Origin of the sequence: Bacillus sp. FSL M8-0049 (assembly GCF_038593355.1) — a bacterium.
Lineage (GTDB): Bacteria > Bacillota > Bacilli > Bacillales > Bacillaceae > Bacillus > Bacillus safensis.
Map to the genome: position 1 here is coordinate 3,153,437 of NZ_CP151986.1, position 18,495 is coordinate 3,171,931.

The 18,495-nt window shown below is 41.4% G+C and carries 18 protein-coding genes; 2 read left to right on the top strand and 16 right to left on the bottom strand.

From position 1 onward, the window contains the following. Positions 1-41: 41 nt before the first annotated feature. From NSU13_RS16345 to NSU13_RS16375, 7 genes are all read right to left on the bottom strand, one after another. Positions 42-461 carry a TIGR03826 family flagellar region protein gene (locus tag NSU13_RS16345; RefSeq protein WP_342489637.1) on the bottom strand — a complete coding sequence of 140 codons (420 nt, stop codon included), beginning with the start codon at positions 459-461 and terminating at the stop codon, positions 42-44. A gap of 56 nt (positions 462-517) precedes the next feature. Continuing rightward, entirely contained in the window at positions 518-1,174 is a 657-nt protein-coding gene (locus NSU13_RS16350) for a ComF family protein (RefSeq protein ID WP_227001684.1), read from the bottom strand. 26 nt (positions 1,175-1,200) lie between these two features. Beyond that, complete coding sequence (locus NSU13_RS16355; protein ID WP_024423623.1) at positions 1,201-1,494, bottom strand: competence protein ComFB; 294 nt, start codon at positions 1,492-1,494, stop codon at positions 1,201-1,203. A 48-nt stretch (positions 1,495-1,542) separates the two neighbouring features. Continuing rightward, positions 1,543-2,940, bottom strand: coding sequence for a DEAD/DEAH box helicase (locus tag NSU13_RS16360; RefSeq protein WP_254001458.1), 1,398 nt, complete (start codon positions 2,938-2,940; stop codon positions 1,543-1,545). Positions 2,941-3,060: 120 nt separating this feature from the next. Beyond that, entirely contained in the window at positions 3,061-3,903 is an 843-nt protein-coding gene (locus tag NSU13_RS16365; protein ID WP_024423625.1) for a DegV family protein, read from the bottom strand. A 215-nt stretch (positions 3,904-4,118) separates the two neighbouring features. Continuing rightward, the gene (gene degU / locus NSU13_RS16370) at positions 4,119-4,808 is read right to left on the bottom strand and encodes a two-component system response regulator DegU (RefSeq protein ID WP_008348273.1); all 690 of its coding nucleotides are present in this window, start codon (positions 4,806-4,808) and stop codon (positions 4,119-4,121) included. A gap of 64 nt (positions 4,809-4,872) precedes the next feature. Further along, on the bottom strand, positions 4,873-6,048 hold the full coding sequence (locus NSU13_RS16375) for a sensor histidine kinase (protein ID WP_003213166.1): 1,176 nt from the start codon (positions 6,046-6,048) through the stop codon (positions 4,873-4,875). Positions 6,049-6,268: 220 nt separating this feature from the next. Between NSU13_RS16375 and NSU13_RS16380 the strand changes: the two genes are divergently transcribed. Next, positions 6,269-6,937, top strand: coding sequence for a YigZ family protein (locus tag NSU13_RS16380; protein ID WP_012011434.1), 669 nt, complete (start codon positions 6,269-6,271; stop codon positions 6,935-6,937). Continuing rightward, complete coding sequence (locus NSU13_RS16385) at positions 6,922-8,013, top strand: LCP family protein (protein ID WP_034281103.1); 1,092 nt, start codon at positions 6,922-6,924, stop codon at positions 8,011-8,013. The genes NSU13_RS16380 and NSU13_RS16385 overlap by 16 nt, the downstream gene beginning before the upstream one ends. Positions 8,014-8,049: 36 nt before the next feature. Here the strand turns inward: NSU13_RS16385 and NSU13_RS16390 are convergent, their stop codons facing one another. The 9 genes from NSU13_RS16390 to NSU13_RS16430 form a co-directional block, all read right to left on the bottom strand. Next, on the bottom strand, positions 8,050-9,117 hold the full coding sequence (locus tag NSU13_RS16390) for an MraY family glycosyltransferase (protein ID WP_024423627.1): 1,068 nt from the start codon (positions 9,115-9,117) through the stop codon (positions 8,050-8,052). Positions 9,118-9,251: 134 nt separating this feature from the next. Then, complete coding sequence (locus tag NSU13_RS16395) at positions 9,252-10,448, bottom strand: glycosyltransferase (RefSeq protein ID WP_041108506.1); 1,197 nt, start codon at positions 10,446-10,448, stop codon at positions 9,252-9,254. Positions 10,449-10,467: 19 nt separating this feature from the next. After that, a complete protein-coding gene (locus NSU13_RS16400; RefSeq protein WP_041115571.1) occupies positions 10,468-11,223 on the bottom strand; it encodes a glycosyltransferase family 2 protein in 756 nt (251 codons plus the stop codon). 24 nt (positions 11,224-11,247) lie between these two features. Further along, on the bottom strand, positions 11,248-11,925 hold the full coding sequence (locus NSU13_RS16405; RefSeq protein ID WP_048237565.1) for a hypothetical protein: 678 nt from the start codon (positions 11,923-11,925) through the stop codon (positions 11,248-11,250). Positions 11,926-11,986: 61 nt separating this feature from the next. After that, complete coding sequence (locus NSU13_RS16410; protein WP_252049849.1) at positions 11,987-13,447, bottom strand: O-antigen ligase family protein; 1,461 nt, start codon at positions 13,445-13,447, stop codon at positions 11,987-11,989. 39 nt (positions 13,448-13,486) lie between these two features. Then, the gene (locus NSU13_RS16415; protein ID WP_252049850.1) at positions 13,487-14,416 is read right to left on the bottom strand and encodes an NAD-dependent epimerase/dehydratase family protein; all 930 of its coding nucleotides are present in this window, start codon (positions 14,414-14,416) and stop codon (positions 13,487-13,489) included. Between the two features lie 14 nt (positions 14,417-14,430). Beyond that, the gene (locus NSU13_RS16420) at positions 14,431-15,768 is read right to left on the bottom strand and encodes a UDP-glucose/GDP-mannose dehydrogenase family protein (protein WP_034281112.1); all 1,338 of its coding nucleotides are present in this window, start codon (positions 15,766-15,768) and stop codon (positions 14,431-14,433) included. Between the two features lie 79 nt (positions 15,769-15,847). Next, positions 15,848-17,032: a glycosyltransferase gene (locus NSU13_RS16425; protein WP_326483807.1), complete on the bottom strand. Its 1,185-nt coding sequence runs from the start codon at positions 17,030-17,032 to the stop codon at positions 15,848-15,850. Beyond that, the gene (locus NSU13_RS16430) at positions 17,029-18,480 is read right to left on the bottom strand and encodes an MOP flippase family protein (protein WP_342489638.1); all 1,452 of its coding nucleotides are present in this window, start codon (positions 18,478-18,480) and stop codon (positions 17,029-17,031) included. Before NSU13_RS16430 ends, NSU13_RS16425 begins: the two co-directional genes overlap by 4 nt. Between the last annotated feature and the right edge of the window lie 15 nt (positions 18,481-18,495).

Genomic DNA, 18,495 nt, shown 5'->3' on the forward strand with positions numbered 1-18,495 from the left:
CTATCCATTTTATCGACCAAACTGCAACTTAGTTTAGGGAATCAGTCGTTTTTAGGATTAATGGCATAATAGGTGTCTTTTTTCCTAGATCCAATCTCCCTTTTACGCTCCTCTTCTTGGTTCATTTGGCTGATTTGCGAATGAATATCCTGTTCACATTGGCTGCATAGCTTGTTTTTCCTGATCGCTTTGCCACATCTTTCACAAGGATAATTAATATTTGGAAATTGACTAATTTGCAGTCTTTTCAAACGAATAAATTTCAAGATTAATTCTTCATCAACGTCTGTTGCTTCTACTATTTCAGCAATAGTTGATTGTCTATTACTTTGTTTTCTCAAGAATTTATATACGATATCAAAAGAACGTTCTTCTTCTTCAAAGCATTTGTTACAAACCGTTTGGATGGTGGTTTTTAAAAATAGCTGATTACATTGTGGACAGTTTGCCAATTGATTCATAACCAAAACCCCTTACGTTATTTTCTTTTCTTATTATCGGTTAATTATCATGATTTTTAACTACGTATCAACGTAAAAGAAGAAACACTTTTAGCACCTGCGTCTTTCAAAATTCTTGCCGCATCATAGATGGTTGCTCCCGTTGTATAGATATCATCAACTAATATAATATCCCTTTGAACAACCGCATCTGTTTGCTTGATTTGAAACAATCCTTTTTGATCTAGGCGTTCATTTTTCTTTTTTTTAGACTGCTTACTTTGATGTATTTTCACGAGTGGCTGCAATATTGGCTTATCTAGCAAAGAAGCGATTATCACGGACTGATTAAATCCTCTTTCTTTTAGTCTTTCATGACTTAAAGGGATCGGTATCAGCAATGGGTCTTTTATGCAGAAGGAATGTTTAAATGCTGCTTGTACATCTCTTTTAAACAGCTCAGCTAAAGCCGTATCACCCCGAAATTTAAAGCGGGCAAGGACATCTTTCATCAACTCGCTGTAAGTATAAACTGACCTATTTTTTACAAGGACTTTAATAGAATCAGAGCGTTCATTCCAACTATTACAGTCCTGGCATAATTGGTCATTTGACTGCGCCCTTCCGCATGTTGGACAAATAGGACGTTCAATCTTTACTAAGTGATTCTTACATGCTACACAAAGACGATCATCATTTAATAGTAGGAATGATTTCCATGTAAAAGCAGGCACAAAATGTCCCTCGCAAATTTGACAAATCAATTGGTTTCCTTGTTCAGCAGCAGACGATTTTCACACCTTGGAAATGCGGAAACCTTGGAAGCTGCTTCTGTCAGAATGACCAGCATCGCAGTATTCTTCTGTTTATCCACCATCTCAGATTTACTGTAAGATATTTTATCGATATCTGTTATATATTGTGGTTTCACTTGATTCAGTGAAATCGCTAATACATCTTCCATACACTTTTCACAATGACAAATCATGTTTAATTGGTTGAGATATTGATTGAGAATTTCCTTGAGTAGTATTTCTTTTGCATTGAGTAGCATATTTGTCTCTCCTGCCATTTGTGTATTGTGAATATAATGTACCATGATTTAGTTGAACCCACACTGTTTTTCAGAAAACTCTTTTGCAGCCGTATCATTCATTTTTGCGATATGCTTCTTTGCTTGTTTCATACTTCTCGTTAAACCAAAATGAAAAAGGAAAACATCTCCTGTACAATAATCCGGATGTCTGCCTACCCGTCCAGAAATCTGAACAAGTGCACTCTCTGTAAAAATAGTAGATTCCGAACCTAGTACCCCCACTTGAACATTTGGAATGGTTACGCCTCTTTCTAGAATAGTGGTTGTAACTAGTACATCGTATACGTAATCTCTAAAGTGCTGAACCTTTTGTTTCCTATCCGGATCATCGGCAGATACTCCCTCCACGTTTAAGGATTGTTCTCGAAGAATCTTCGTTACCTTCTTCATGACAGCAATTGAAGGAACAAAAAGTAATATTCTTCTCTTATTTGCAATATGTCTCTGCATCCAATTCATCACTTTAGGGGGCAGTTGGTTCTTTTTTAATTTCTTTTTCCAATGTCCGATCCAATGAAAGGTCGGTACGGGTAATGGGTGCTCGTGAAAACGCAAAGGAATTTTTATCGCTTCCAGTTTTCCGCGAGAAACCTCTCTCGTCATTTTTTTAGAGGGTGTCGCACTTAAATAAATCCTAACCCCTCCGTTCTTTCTCATCGCCTTTAGAACAGCAAATTGGAGTCGCTCATCCATTGAATAAGGGAAGGCATCGACTTCATCTACAATGAGCACATCAAAAGCATTTTTGTATCTCATCAGCTGGTGGGTTGTGGTGATCACAAGCGGTGCTATTTGAAACCTTTGAGAACTGCCTCCATAAAGTACGGTAATTATCACCCCTTGAAATGCTTTTCTAAGCCGCGGTTCGAGTTCAAGCACAACATCTGTTCTAGGTGTCGCAATACAGACACTCATTCCTTGATTTAATGCATATTCGATTCCGTGAAAAAGCACTTCCGTTTTCCCTGCTCCGCAAACCGCCCAAACAAGTAGATCAAATTTGTTTTTAATAGCTTCAATCATTCTTTCTGACGCTCTTTTTTGTCCTTTAGACAGCTCTCCCTGCCATGTTAATTCGGCTCGACCTGTTTCTACCATTTGTGGACCTGTCCATTCATAAAGAAACCCACATTCTGCTGCTTTTCCCATCATGATGCATGATCTACAGTACACACAATCCTTTTGACACACTTCACATGGAGAATGAGCGAAATACCGCTTGTGTGATACACCGCACCGGCAGCATGTAAAACCATTTGCTTTCCTCTCAATGGCTGGAGACCGATTGACTAAGCCCTTCTCCTCCAGCCAATCTAAATTGGACTGCGGGCACTTTGTTTCAACGGTGAGCAGATGGCGTGAATGCAGCTGCCCCATTAGTTCCATTGCTTTGTCCATATTCATCTTCACCAAACACCTTTCAATTGATGTTTGGCTATTATGCGCAAAGACATGACCTTTCGTCCAACAGTTAAAATCAAAAAACAAAACCTCTTTTCCATACGAAAAGAGGTTTTTTAGGAATTATCTAATCACCCAGCCAAGGGCTAAAGAGCCTTCACCTAGATGGGTGCCGATTACGGCACCAAAGTAGCTTTTATAAAATTCAACATGAGGATATTTTTCTGATAAGTGCGCAATTAATTCTTCTGCTTCTTCTTCTCTATTACCATGTATCAGTGTTGCTCTCATCGGAACACCACGTGATGCATCTTCATCAAATAATTCAAAAATACGTGAAATGGCTTTTTTACGTGTGCGAATCTTCTCAAAAGGAACAATTAGCTTGTTGTCAAAATGCAAAATAGGCTTTACCTTTAAGAGGCTTCCAATAAAAGCCTGAGCACCATTTAATCTGCCGCCTCTTTGCAAATGAGTTAAATCGTCTACCATAAAATACGCCCGCTGACTTTCTTTCAGGTAATTTAGATGTGCTAACACTTCTTCTAAAGAAGCACCTTCTTGGATTTTTTCAGCAGCTTCTAACACATAAAAACCTTGTGCCATACAGCTTGTTTCTGTATCAAACGGGTAAATATCAATCCCGTCAACTAGATCATTCGCTGAGACCGCACTATTATACGTTCCACTAATTCCACTTGAAAGGTGGATACTAATCACGGCGTCGTATGTTTCACTTAGTTTTTCATATAAGGCTATTAATTCACCAAAAGCAGGCTGAGAGGTTGTTGGAAGATCTTTGTGTTTTTTGATTTCTTCATAATATGTCTTCCAGTCCATTTCTATTTCTTCACGGTATGATTCACTGCCGAAGATGACGTTAAGGGGGATCATATGAATATTATGTTTATCACGCAGCTCTTGTGGTAGATAAGCAGTACTGTCTGTTACAACGGCTATTTTCATTCTTAAATACCTTCCTTATTCGTTAAGTTACTCTTTTTTATTTTAAAAGAATGATCATTTTTTCATTAGATTTATAATAGTAATCAAAAAAGCCTGCCTAATCAATAGGCAAGCCCTCTATATCCGAAAAAGAATCCTTACCCTGTCTATCATTTCCCTTCACCTAAAATGTGAGAGAATAAAAACAGGCGAAAAAGGAGTACTTGTCCGGAACACTATCTCATTTCTACCCAGCCGTTTTTAATAGCTACAACAACAGCTTGTGTACGGTCGTTTACATTCATTTTTTGCAAAATGTTACTCACGTGGTTTTTAACTGTTTTCTCACTAATAAAGAGCGATTCACCGATTCCTCTGTTGCTCTTTCCGTCAGCTAACATTTGAAGAACTTCACATTCACGTCTAGTTAAGATATGAAGTGGTCTGCGAATTTCAGGATATACCTCATGCTGTGGATGTGCTGAAACGCCGCTAGTCGCTAGGCGTCGGAATTCATTTACTAAGTTATGAGTGACTTTCGGGTGTAAATAAGAGCCTCCGTCAGCTACAACTTTCACTGCTTCGATGAGTGTGTCTGCATCCATTTCTTTTAACAGGTAGCCTCTCGCCCCTGTTTTCAATGCATGTGTTACATAGTTTTCATCGTCATGAATAGATAGAATAATGACTTTTGATTCGGGATAAAGCTCAACAAGCTGCTTTGTAGCCTCAACACCATTTACATTCGGCATATTAATGTCCATAATGACAACATCCGGATGATAGTGTTCTACGATACGTGCAGCTTCGTCACCGTCGTCTCCTTCTGCAACTACTTCAAAAGTAGGTTCAAAATCTAAAATCCGTTTGACACCTTCACGGAATAATTGGTGGTCATCAATAATTACAATATTTACTTTAGTCACAAGCTACGCCTCCCCATGTTTATTGTTCTACACCTGAACTTTATGGTCAATATGTCTTTTGACTCTATTTTACAATTTTATTTTGCAATGTTAATGGCACGCGAATCATGATGAATGTCCCTAGACCTATTTTTGAGTCTATGGTCATTTTACCTTCCAGTAAGTCTACGCGTTCTTTCATGCCAAGTAAACCGAAGGATTTGTTTTTGTTTGTTTTCACATCTTTCATATCAAAGCCTTTTCCATCATCTTTAATAATTAAGGTCACAAAGTCTTTCGTTACTTCTACTTTGACAGAGATTTCTTCAGCTTCAGAATGTTTTAATGAATTTGTGACAGCTTCTTGGGCTAGTCTAAACAGTGCTACTTCAAATTGAGAAGCAATTCTTTCGCTTTCTGTATCACCTAGGCATTGGAACGTAATTTTGGTTTTTCCATCATATTCTTCAATTGTGTTTAAGTATTTTCTCAGTGTCGGAATCAGTCCCAAATCATCTAAAGCCATCGGTCTTAAATCATAAATGATTCTTCTCACTTCGTACAGTGCATTTCGCACATTCTGTCTGAGACTTCTAATTTCTTTAAAACCTTCTTCTGTACCGCGGTCTCTAAAAATCCGTTCAATTAATTCGGAACGCATCATCACGTTTGCCAGCATTTGAGCAGGGCCGTCATGAATTTCTCGAGACACTCTTTTGCGTTCTTCTTCTTGGGCTTCAATAATTCTGAGACCAAAATCTTGTTTTGCCTGAGCATCTTCAAGTAAAACGCCGACCTGGCGTAAATCCTGGTTGAGATAGTTGAGAACCACTGTAATCTGACTCACAAGCGTTTCAGAGCGTTCAATGACGTCTTGTAAACTTAATAACCGTCTTTCCAAATCGTCTCTTCTTTCTCTCAGCTGCTTCTCGCGCTGCTGAATCATGGTGAGTTCCACTTGCAAGTTATGTGCTTTTTCGTAGGCCTCACGTATTTCTTCTTCGCTGAATTTGTTGAAGTTTCTGCTGACCTCAGATAAGCGGTTTCTAGCATGTCTTGTATGGACTTCCAGCTTATCCCCAAAATCAATTACTTCGTTTACTTGCTGTTTGATTTGCTTCAGCTCTTCTACTAGGCTTTCATATTGTTGACGGGACTGTTCGCCTATTCTAAATACTTCGTCCTTGCTGCCATCAACTGTACTTAGCATTTTCATGATGATTGAATCCAATAATTTCGGATCCATTTTGGGTGTTGTCATGGCTTTTCCCTCCCGTAACAGTGATGTCATCTTTTTTTATTATAAATGTCATTGATCTGCATTTTATGTCGAATTATAATGAAAGAATGCGTATAATCATGAAGTTTTTATGACGACCCTTTTTCCGCTCCTATCATCATAACAAAATACGCTGTAAAATTCTAAAACCAATGCAAATTTTCACTAGTCTTACAATTTGCTTGTCAGGAGGGTATGTCTTTTGCTGAATCGCTATCTTACAGTAAAAAGTCGTGGCGAGCATGAGATCGTCATTGAAAAATCACGTTTTATTTGTCATATACAGCGTGCTGTCTCAGAAGAAGAAGCACAAGCATTTATACAATCCATTAAAAAACAACATTGGAATGCCACACATAATTGTTCAGCCTATCTCATTGGTGAACATGACCTGATTCAAAAGGCGAATGATGATGGTGAACCAAGCGGTACAGCAGGTGTGCCAATGCTTGAAGTGCTAAAAAAACGGAAGCTGAAAGATACAGTCGTTGTGGTCACTCGTTATTTCGGCGGTATCAAGCTTGGTGCCGGTGGATTGATTCGTGCCTACGGAAAATCTGTATCAGAAGCTATCAACCATGTTGGAATGGTAGAGCGCTGTTTAATGCGTACAATGCACACAACAATAGATTATACATGGCTTGGAAAGGTAGAGAATGAGCTTAGAGCCTCATCTTTTCAGCTAAAAGAAATCCATTATGCAGAAGATGTTATTTTTGAGACATATGTCGAAGAAACACAAACAGAGCAGTTCATTGAGTGGATGACTGAGCTGACAAATGGAAAGAGTGTTACAAAAGAAGGCGAACTGATTTATTTAGAAAAGGACATTGGTCCGATAAAGGAGACAGATGAATGGCACAACGAGTAAAAGTGCGTGTACGAAAGAAAAAGAGTAAGAAGAAGAGAATTATCAAACGTATTCTGGTCTTATTTTTGCTTCTTATCATCTGCATGGGCGGATTTGCAGTATATAAAATCGTCAATACTCTTCAAGCTGCTGACAAAACATATGATGAACTAAACCGTGGAGAGAAATCGAATCTTCGTGATGCTGTCATTGATATTAAGAAAAAACCTTTCTCTGTACTATTTGTCGGAATTGAGGATTATGCCACAAAGGGTGATCATGGCCGTTCAGATTCACTCATTGTTGCAACGATTAACCCCCAAGACAAAACGATGAAAATGGTTAGTATCCCTCGTGACACACGCGTACAGCTTGCAAGTGATACAACAGGAAGTAAAGAAAAGATCAATGCAGCATTTGCTAAAGGTGGTAAAGACGAAACGATCGAAACTGTCGAACAATTCTTGCATATTCCGATTGATAAGTATGCAACCGTTGATTTTGACGGATTCAAGGATGTCATTGATGAAGTCGGCGGAATTGATATCGATGTTCCATTTGACTTCAATGAAAAAAGTGATGTTAAAAAATCGAAAAAGATTTACTTCAAAAAAGGCAATATGCATTTAAACGGGGAAGAAGCACTTGCTTACGCACGGATGAGAAAACAAGATCCACGCGGTGATTTCGGACGTAACGATCGTCAGAAACAAATTTTACGTGCAATGATTGATCAAATGGCGAAGCCAAATAACATTGCGAACGTCGATAACATTGCGAAAGAAGTCAGTGATCACATTACGACCAATTTCCGTATCACAGAAGGTCTTGCCCTTCAGCAAATCTACAGCGGATTTAAAGGAGACGACACAGAAACTCTTTCTATTAAGGGATCAGACCTTTATTTAGGGCCAAATCGCACGTATTACTTTGAGCCAGATCCGACCAATTTAGCTAACGTCCAAAATGAATTACGCACGCATTTAAAGCTTCCTGCTGAATCTTCAACAGAAACAGATTCACAAACCAATCCGTCCTCTGGTGAAACGGGGACAAGTGATACACCTAACTCATCGACCAGCACACCTGGACAATAATAAAAACAGCCCAGTTCCTAGGAACGGGCTGTTTTTTTACTGTCTTTTGACCATTCGTTTATAAAATTTCGTAAATGGTTTAAACTCTTCATTCACCAAGCCTGTGACTTCTGCAATCACTTGCATGAACATGACCAGTAAAAAGATAATAATCAGTGATAACCAAATGGTGGCGCTCGTCAGCAAAATGGCACTTAAGCTAAAGACTAAGCCAATCATATAAATCACGATGACAGCCATGCGATGAGACAAGCCAAAGGCCATCAGTCTATGATGAATATGAGATTTGTCAGGTGCTGAAATCGGCTGTTTGTTTAATATTCGTCTAATGATGGCAAAAGTGGTATCGAAAATAGGGACACCTAAGATGATCACTGGGACAACAACACTAAACAAAGTGACACTTTTGTACAGCCCTAATAGTGACAGTACCGAAATCATATAGCCTAAAAAAAGCGAACCGGTGTCACCCATAAAAATCTTCGCTGGATGAAAGTTGTAAAAGAGAAAGCCGATGGTACTGCCAATGACAACAAGGGATAATGAAAGAATCAAAATTTTATCAGCTGAAAATGCCATCACGGCAATAGTTGATAAACCGATGACAGAAATACCGGCAGCCAGTCCATCAAGGCCGTCAATTAAATTAATGGCATTTGTGATTCCGACAATCCATAACACGGTTAGGGGATATGCCATCCAGCCTAACTCAATTCGATCTGTTAAGAAAGGAACAGAGAAAAAGTCCATTTTTAAGCCTGTGCTTACAATCAGACAAGCAACAAGAACTTGTACGAGAAATTTAAATCTTGCACTTAAATTATATTTATCATCAAATATACCTAGAATGACGATAAGTACGGCACCAACTGAAATTGCTGTAATTTTATTATGTAGAAACAGCCCGCCTGCTAATGCTCCAGCCGCTACCCCAATAAAAATTGCCAAACCGCCCATTCGAGGCATTACTTTATCATGAACTTTTCGTTTATTCGGCTGGTCCACTGCACCAATCTTAATTGCAAACTTTTTGACGATTGGTGTCACAATTAAAACTGTAGCCAGAGAGACAAAAAACGCTAATAAGGCGCGTTCGTAATCCATAGGTCAGTCTCCTTCTAAATTGAAATCTGTATTTTGTATATTGGCCGCTCTTTCCATTATACAATTGAATAGAGGATGATCACAAGCTCCCCCTGTGAAGAAGAAACAAATAAAAACGCACAATCCCTGATGAATTATGCGTTTTCTTTAATATTCGTTAGTTCCACCATGTTTGTGAACAGCGCGTGCCAATCTTTTTTCTTCGCACGGCTTTGTCTTAGATGTCTATAGGTCATGTCGTCTTTTTTGCTGATCACTTTTTGGCAGGCTTCTACGAAGAGCGCAGGATCCTCGCCTTCTAAATATTCATACACATCATTCTCTTTTAGCCTTTCCGTTGACGGAAGATTTAAACCTACAACCGGTATTCCTGCGGCTAAAAATTCATATAGCTTGAGCGGAAACACAGCTTGATTGTAAGGAGATTGTTTGTATGGCATCATGCCTACATCAATCAGCTTCATATACGCAGGCACTTCTTCTGGTGCAACAGCACCTGTCCAAATCACATTCGGCAGTTTAAGTGCATGCTGAAAAGATGGATCACCATTTGTGCCATCCGGACCGACAAATAAAAATGTCCAATCAGGCTGCATGCGGGCAGCTTCTGCTATCATGTCAAAATCGAGCTTCGGCTTGATGCCTCCAATAAAACCAAGAACAGTTCCTTCTCTACCTTGCAGCACATCCTCCTTACATGGAAGATTGCTTTTTGCAAACACATCGTACTCGACGCCATTTTCAACTGTAAAGACATCTTTCGGTTCACCCATGAGACGCTTTTTGATTTGATCGTGTAAGTATTGAGAAGAACATGTAATGCTGTGTGCGTATTTGATGATTCGATTTTCTGCTTTCACAATGACACGCTGCCTCATATAAGAAAGCAAATTATTTTTGCCGCTTATCGGCTCTCCCCACAGGTCACTGCAATCATAGACAATATGTTTCCATTCAAATAAAGAAGATAAGAGCGGAAAACCCGGAAACGTATACCATAAGCAAACAGCGATTCCCTTCTTTTCCTCCTGCCGCAAATGCTCAAGAAGAGGGGACAATTTATGAATATAGAACATGTCTTGATATCGGCCAAAGCGGAAAAATTTGCTCTTGAGCACATCAGGAATGGTCAATTGCTTCATTCGATCGGTTATGGGCTGAAAGGGAGCTGTGTGACGGGATGCAGATGGACATACCCAGATAACCTCTTTCGTTTCTGGATCAGATGCTAGAAATTCCGCCAGTCGATGCCGTCTGTACCTCAGGCCGTCCTGTCCCCATTCTCCCGTCGCTACGATAACATGTATGATCGAGTCTGCTTTCACCTTTATCACCTTTTTTCCCTTCTGTTTATAAGCGCTTCTTCACAGCATTTGTCGCATAGTGCATAAAACACCAAGATGCTTTGACAAAATGAAGCTGCTCAATTTCTCTGTAGACGAACCACGTTTTTTTCGCTGCTTTCCACTTGTTACTAGAGATCGAGTTTCCAACGATGCGGTATTCACTGAGCGGTTCACTCATTCCATAGGCTGTAAATCCTCTTTTTAATATGGACAGCCATGTAGCTAAATCCTGTCTTGTGCGGATGTTCGGCATTTCTATATGTCCTATCTTCTGTACATCAAGCATCACCGTTAAACAGCCGATAATGGTATTTTTCAAAGCTTCATCATAAGTTAATCTTGCTGGTGCAGTGACGGTTTTTTCTAACGGTTCTCCATTTTCTGCAATGATGTCATATGCCGTGAATGTAAAGGCATAATCGTTTGTCAGCATGAAGTCTACCTGCTTTTCGAGTTTCGTCTCTTTCCACTTATCATCACTGTCTAAAAAAGCGATAAAGCGGCCTTTTGCCTGTTTGATGGCTGCGTTTCTGGCGATGGCAGCTCCCCCATTTTGCTCTAAATAAATGACGTTGATTCTGTCGTCTGCTTCACTTAAGTCCCCAAGCAGCTTCCTTGTTCCATCTGTTGAACAATCATCTGCGATGATCAGTTCCCAATTAGAATAGGTTTGGGCAAGGACGGAATGAACTGTATCCGTTAAATAACGTTCCGCATTATAGGCCGGTGTAATGATTGATACTAACGGTTGATTGTTCACCTAAGACTCATCTCCAGTTCATCATTAAGATTCTTTGAACACTTCGGGTAAGACCACAAACATGAGCGAGATGCTAAAGCCAATGACTAGTCCAAGCAGTGCCCGCTTTTTCGCTGACATGCCTTTATTGCCTTCATCAAGAACTTGGGCAGGGTCAACAATCTTCGCCTGCTTCATTCCAAGCTTTGTAGACTCCAATTCATATAAAAATCGTTCTTTATCTACTTTGGAATCGTTGCTGACAGATTCGTCTTCTAGAGCAGATAATCTACTTTCAATCACCTGCTGCCTTTTTGTAAATAATGCTTTGTCTTGCTTCAGAAATGTATCCGACACCTGCTTCACGACAGCTAAAGCATGATCCTTATCAGCATCTGTGAAAGACAGCTGTAATTGTGTATCTGATTGATTGGTGAGGATGAGGCGGCTTTTCACATCCTGCCTTTCTTCTTCTTTAACATCACTGAGTGCTTCATTCAAAAATGCATCGCTTTTTAATAGAGATGTCACTTCTGCGATATTGTTATACACTCCGTCATCATATTTACCAAGTGTGAGGGTAACGGCAGCTGTGTAACTAGACTGCTGCGCTGTTCCTTTGGCAAAAAAGAATCCAAAAGCGCCTAATACGACAGGCAGCAGCACGAGCCATACGATATACTTTTTGATTCGCTTCCCTATTCTAGATATGAAACCAGACATGTTCATTCTCCCAACATTGACGTATTTGCTTTTTCATTAGTGTAGCCATACCAGCGCAGCATCACACACGGTTTACCAAGAGCTGTTTGTTTTTCAACATATTCACCGCTGCGATTACGAGCCCTAAAAAGACCCAGTGGAAATATAAATTCGAGACCGAACTAGGACTGATACTTGAAACGAGAAAGCTCAGCATGGCAGCAAACAAACCTTCAATGATCATTTTTGCCGATCTTGTGTCAGCCCATTGGTATTGTTTATACAGCGTGAACATGAGATAAGCGTAGACGGAAATATAGCCCAGCATGACCGCAAATCCAAAGTTCGTCATCACTTCCAGCAGCCAATTGTGCACTTCAACGACTTGATCTGTATCAAAGATCGAAAAGTGGGCTAAGTAGTAAGACACATTACCCGCTCCGACACCGAACCCGTATGAATCCGTAAAGAAATGCCATGCATTTTTGATCAAATTCGCTCTCGCAATGTTGGATGGGAGTGGTTCACTAAAAGAATGCGCGACCTGAGAAGCGAGAAACAAGTCATAAAAGACCGAATAAATCTTGGCTGAAAAAACAGCGATACAGATGACACCAAGTCCGCCTGCTGCGATGAGTGACCACTTTTTGAGAAAGCGCGGCATGAGCAGCCACACATAGATGGCCGCTCCTGCAAATATGCCAAGCAGGCTCGCGCGGGATTCTGTTAACAAAATGAGATACAGTGCTGCGATGGCGCCAAATAATCCAAATGCTTTGATATAACCATTTTTCATTTGCCGCATACACGCTAAATACAAGAAAAAGCTAATCGATAAAAACGTCGCAAAGTCATTTTGATTAAAAAAGACAGCTGTAGGATAGTGCTGTTTATACGCCGGCCCAAGATACAGTGAAGTATTCGGTAAATGGTTCAAAGTTAAGTGATTATAAAACCCTATCCCCATGACAAATACAGTCATGACGAGCCAAATGCTATAAAAGGTGACCACTTGATCCATTCGCTGAATGTACATGACCACAAGAAAGACAAAACCCATCCCCATAGCAAGCAGGGACATATATTTGAGACCGTCTGTCACCGAATGAGCCCACAGCAGTGAGATGAGCCCGTAAAGAAACCATGCAGCGAAAAAACCAAGAATGCCTTTTACACGAATCTGCTGCCACTGCGATATGTACGTTCCCTTATCTCTCATCCGCCATATAAATAAAGCAAAGGCGGCAATGAGCATGATACGGTAGAGAAAAAGACTAAAGAACCCGGCACTAATTGAAAAGAAAGCGTTGTTGAGAAAGGTCAATGCAATTAAAAGATATATGGCTGACATGAACACTTGCTCACCGTTCATGTATAGCTTCATCAACACGAGAAAAGCTGTCAGAACCAAAAGCAGGACCGGAATGGCGACGATCTTTTTTAACCCGGCGGGCTGCGCAGACGCCATTTGTACAAGTCCTAGCCCTGCTGCAAATAATATACAACCGATCATGATTTGCCATGCTGTTTGTTTCACACTCATACCCATTTTCCTCCTAAGCAACCCATCCGATTTGAGGGATTAAGCCTTGACTTCCTGTTTATAGTAGGAAATGGTACGAGCCAAACCTTCCTGTAAACTCACAACAGGCTCCCATGCTAAGACTTGTTTCGTTTCCTCATTTGCCAATGTACTATGCACGATATCTCCTGCACGCTGCGGCTTGTAAATCGGTTCAAGCTGTGATCTCGTTACCCGTTTCATCGTTTGAAACAGTTCATTTACAGTGATGGAATCACCACACGAGATATTTAAACAAACGTTTGATTGGGCTGTTAAAGCCGCAACATTCGCTGCCGCTAGATCACCCACATAGATGAAGTCTCTTGTTTGTTCCCCATCTCCAAAGATAAAAGGGGCCTCATCCTTTGCAAACTTATCAGAGAAAATAGAGACAACACCGCCTTCTCCAAGTGCGTCTTGGCGCGGACCATATACATTGCTGTATCTGAGAATACAATAGTCCACATCATAGAGTGATTTTGCCATTTCTAAATAGCGCTCTACTGTCAGTTTTGCTAAGCCATATGGTGAACCAGGCTTCAGCCGGTGAGCGGTGTCCACTGGCAGATACACCGGGTCTCCATAGACAGCTGCTGATGAGGCAAAGATCACTTTCTCCACTCCTGCTTCAGCCGCGGCTTTTATGACGTGCAGAGATCCTTTTATATTAACTTCTTCGTCATATACGAAATCCTGAACGGAAACGGCTACACTTACTTGTGCTGCAAGGTGAATGATATAATCCGGTGCGATTTGTTTGATCAAATCAATCGTCGCTGGCTTTGTAACATCTGCCTCCATGCATTGCACGGAAAGATGGGCAATATTTTCTCGAGATCCAGTTGAAAAGTTATCAAGAACGATGGGCTCATAGCCATTTTCTAGTAAAGCCTCTACCGTATGTGATCCAATAAATCCGCTTCCCCCAGTAACCAATACTTTCTTCATCCAAGCTCCCCCTGTTATTGTGCCTTCGATACCAATTCTGCTTCCCATACACTCGGGCGGCCGATAGACTGGTAAATAAATCCTCTCTCTTTCATTTCTGCTGGATCAAACAAATTCCTTCCATCAATTACAATCGGTGAACGAAGCAGCTGCTTGATCTGGTCTTTATCCATCTTCTGTACGTCATCCCATTCTGTTAGGATGAGACAGGCATCCGTATCTTTTACTGTTTCATACAGATCATTGCTGAAGATCGCCTGCGGGCCAAGCTCACGTTCAGCTTCTACATAAGCAATCGGATCATAGGCTTTCACAAAAGCCCCCAGCTCTCTCAGCATTGGGATAATATCTAGTGCAGGCGCTGAACGCATATCATTCGTATTCGGTTTAAAGGCGAGGCCTAAGACAGAAATGGTTTTTCCTTTAATATCACCGAACACACTCATCAATTTGCTGACAAGGTGGGCTCTTTGGTTGTTGTTCGTTTCAATGACAGATTCGATCAGCTTAAAACGATACCCGGATGTTTCGGCAATTTTGAGTAGAGCCATCGTGTCTTTCGGGAAACAAGAACCCCCAAATCCAATGCCTGCTTTTAAAAATTTATGCCCGATGCGGCTGTCTAATCCAACTCCTTCACTGACTTTTTCAACGTCAGCGCCTACCCTTTCGCAAATATTTGCAATGTCATTAATAAATGAGATTTTTGTGGCAAGCATGGCATTTGCAGCATACTTAATCATTTCAGCACTTTCTAAGTTGGTCTCTACAACCTCTGTTTGAAACGGATCATGCAGTCTTTTGATGATGGTAGAGGCATGAGTGCTAGTCGAACCAATGACCGCCCGCTCCATATTCATCGTGTCTTGAATCGCTGAGCCTTCTCGGAGAAACTCTGGATTGGATACGACGTCAAAAGGATATTTGCTGCGCGATGCCTTTTCCACAATGGCTTGAACGAGACGGCCTGTTCCAACGGGAACTGTGCTTTTATTGACGATGATTTTATATCCATTCATGTGTTCACCGATCGTTTGAGCGACAGCCTTCACATACGTTAAATCTGCTTCCCCCTGTGGTGTCATCGGTGTCCCTACGGCAATATAGATAATCTCTGATTCCCTAATAGCGGCAGGAATATTCGTTGTAAAAAACAATCTTCCTTCTTCTGTATTCTTTTCAATCAATTCCTTTAAACCTGGTTCATAAATGGGAACGACACCACTTTTTAAGCTGTTGATTTTTGATTCATCAATGTCACAGCAGATGACACGATTTCCGATATCAGCAAAACAAGTACCCGATACTAACCCGACATAACCTGTTCCAATCACAGCAATTTTCTTCAACATTTTTCATCCTCTCAGTAAAAGCATATTGTCCGTTCCAAGCTGTTTATCTATCTATCATTCTTTGCACATTTCATCTTGTTTAAACGATGGATGTTGATTGATTGAGCACCTTCTCATATTGCTGGATGAGATGCTTCGCATTATGTTCTGATGAATATTCTGTATGAACTATTTCATGAAGAACGTTCTTCACTTCTTCATTCCAGCTGTTTTCATAAAGGCAGGCGTGAATCGCCTCTTTCAGCTGACGCGTCGAACGCGGTTCAACGAGCAGGTGTTGATAGGTTGAAAATAAGGATGGGAGACCACCAACCCTTGTTGCAATGACAGGTACCTTTAAAGCGAGCGCTTCTAGAACGACGGTTGGCATTCCTTCACTGTAGGAAGGGAGTGCAAACAGATCAGCTGCCATTAAGTAGTCTCTCACCTGCTCATTCGGCACCTGGCCTGGGAGTATAATAGATGCTCCCGCCCGTTCTGTGAGCTCCATTGCAAGGGGGCCTTTTCCAACAAAGACTGCTTTCACCCCATCCATGCTGCTGACAGCATCAGCTAATTCAAGCAAGCCCTTCTCTTTCACTAAACGCCCGACGAAAACAACGAGCTTATCTTGAAGCGGTAAACCTAAGTGCTTTCTGATGCCTTCTTGACCTTCTTCCGTTCTGGAAAATGATCGGAGCGGAATACCAAGCGGAAGACATTTTGCTTCTACCTTCGTCATCTCATTTGTCTTTTTAGCCAGCTCCTCACTCACTGTCAGAACAGCAGATGCCTGCCTCACCGCCGTTTCAAAGGCTGCCTTCGCCCCTTTGCTATAGTTCGGATATACGTTCACATCACTGCCGTGCAAGGTCAGAAGATAAGGGATTTTCGTTTCTTTCTGAATAACAGCCGCCGCTCCGCCAGACGGCATGGCAAAGTGCGCATGGATAAAATCTGGTAACAGCTGATGACGCTGCATTGCTCTGAGAACGGAAGCCGCTATTCGTTTACTCGGCTGCGCCCATTTCAGCTGTCCTGGGAGCGCTGGATAAGGCGGTCTGTAAACTGTGACTCCGCTTCTCACTTCCTGTTCAGGCAGATCCCTTTTCTGCCGATAGGATGCCTTCAGCATCCGTAAAACCGGCGGATTCACTGGATTTGGGCAAATGACAGTCACTTCTATTCCTTGTTTGAGCAGCTCCTGCACTTGCGTTTCATGAAACACGCCCTCACTCGGATGTTTTTCACTAGGATATACACTTGTCAGCCATAGCACCTTCATGACGAACGACCTCTTCTCAATAATTTGCCTGCAGCCTGCGGATACATTTTGATGAGCAGCAAGCCATACAATGCAGCACTGACACAAACAGTCAGTAGTAATTGAAGTGAAATATCTGCTGTCGTCAGCTTCATCCCTTGATGTAAAGCTACCGCACAGACAGCCATGAGCAGCGTCATGACAGCAGGTTTTCCAAGTGATTTTAAATACACCTTCATATCAAGCTGAATGACATATGCCATGAGCCATCTGCCGACAATAAAGTTGAGCAGGCTGACACCTGAGTAGATCCAAGCTACTGTGAGCAGACTGCCTGTAGTGACACCTGCATATAATGCGCAGCCATATACGACAAGCATCCCCGTATCCCAATAAAAGGCTAAGTCCGCTCTCCCTTTTGCAAGAAGTATTGAACCGTTTGGATTCATCAGCACACGCAGCAGGCCGACAATGCACAATATATTTAGAACCGGAACCGCTACTAGCCATTTCTCTCCAAACACGACTTCAATAAAGCTGTCTGATACGGCAGCAAGGCCGATTAATAATGGAAAACTAACCAATGCGAGCATATTCGTCATACTTAGGAAGCCCTCTCGCAGCATGGAGTGATCCCGCTGACTTTTTGCGAAAACCGGGAAAGCCACTCTCGTCACAATCGGATTTATCTTCAGCACGGGTATTGTTACAATTTGATACGCCAAGCTGTAAATACCTAACGCTTCCGCTCCAAGAAACCGGCCGATTAAAATCATGTCGATGTTCGATCCTGCTCGGTTGACCAGTCTGGAAGCGAGCTGGAAGGCACCGAATGAGAAAAATTCCTTCACCTCTCCTAATGCAAAAACAGGTGCTGGACGCCACTTCTTCCAATAAGCCGCTGCATACATGAGACCTTTTCCTGATTGCAGCAGCACTTGAGAAATGACATAGGCGATAATCGGATTCATGAAGAAGGCGAAAACGAGTAAAACGAGCAGCGATATGATGGTCGCAATGGCTTCAATGGTGCTTAATGTTTTAAAGGCTAAGTCTTTTTGCATCATATACTGGTACTGCTGGCCAATCGGTGCGATTAGAAACATGATCGATAATAGCTTGAGCAGACCCTCTAGCTCTGGCCGGTTATAAAAAGCGGCTATCATTGGGCTTAGCAGAATGAGCAGACAAAACAAGATAATCCCTGTGAGCAGGTTAATCCAATATAATGTAGATAATTGACGTTCTGTCGTTTGTTCCTTTTGAATGATTGCTGCCCCAATTCCTAGATCTAGTAAAATCTGCGTAAATATTGTGACAGTTGTGATCATGCCAACAAGTCCAAACTCCTTGAGTGTCATCACGTTCCCTAAAAAGGCGAACTGTGCGATTTGGATAATGGTGATGATCAATGCGGACAAGCTTGTCCATCTTGCCCCGCCTAGCATGCGTTTTTTCATACTTGCCATTTCTCTTCCCTACTT

Excerpts from the sequence above, each read along its gene's own strand:
- NSU13_RS16345 (WP_342489637.1), bottom strand. The coding sequence starts at position 461 with ATGAATCAATTGGCAAACTGTCCACAATGTAATCAGCTATTTTTAAAA.
- NSU13_RS16355 (WP_024423623.1), bottom strand. The coding sequence starts at position 1,494 with ATGCTACTCAATGCAAAAGAAATACTACTCAAGGAAATTCTCAATCAA.
- NSU13_RS16360 (WP_254001458.1), bottom strand. The coding sequence starts at position 2,940 with ATGAATATGGACAAAGCAATGGAACTAATGGGGCAGCTGCATTCACGC.
- NSU13_RS16365 (WP_024423625.1), bottom strand. The coding sequence starts at position 3,903 with ATGAAAATAGCCGTTGTAACAGACAGTACTGCTTATCTACCACAAGAG.
- NSU13_RS16375 (WP_003213166.1), bottom strand. The coding sequence starts at position 6,048 with ATGACAACACCCAAAATGGATCCGAAATTATTGGATTCAATCATCATG.
- NSU13_RS16385 (WP_034281103.1), top strand. The coding sequence starts at position 6,922 with ATGGCACAACGAGTAAAAGTGCGTGTACGAAAGAAAAAGAGTAAGAAG.
- NSU13_RS16390 (WP_024423627.1), bottom strand. The coding sequence starts at position 9,117 with ATGGATTACGAACGCGCCTTATTAGCGTTTTTTGTCTCTCTGGCTACA.
- NSU13_RS16405 (WP_048237565.1), bottom strand. The coding sequence starts at position 11,925 with ATGTCTGGTTTCATATCTAGAATAGGGAAGCGAATCAAAAAGTATATC.
- NSU13_RS16410 (WP_252049849.1), bottom strand. The coding sequence starts at position 13,447 with ATGAGTGTGAAACAAACAGCATGGCAAATCATGATCGGTTGTATATTA.
- NSU13_RS16415 (WP_252049850.1), bottom strand. The coding sequence starts at position 14,416 with ATGAAGAAAGTATTGGTTACTGGGGGAAGCGGATTTATTGGATCACAT.
- NSU13_RS16420 (WP_034281112.1), bottom strand. The coding sequence starts at position 15,768 with ATGTTGAAGAAAATTGCTGTGATTGGAACAGGTTATGTCGGGTTAGTA.
- NSU13_RS16425 (WP_326483807.1), bottom strand. The coding sequence starts at position 17,032 with ATGAAGGTGCTATGGCTGACAAGTGTATATCCTAGTGAAAAACATCCG.
- NSU13_RS16430 (WP_342489638.1), bottom strand. The coding sequence starts at position 18,480 with ATGGCAAGTATGAAAAAACGCATGCTAGGCGGGGCAAGATGGACAAGC.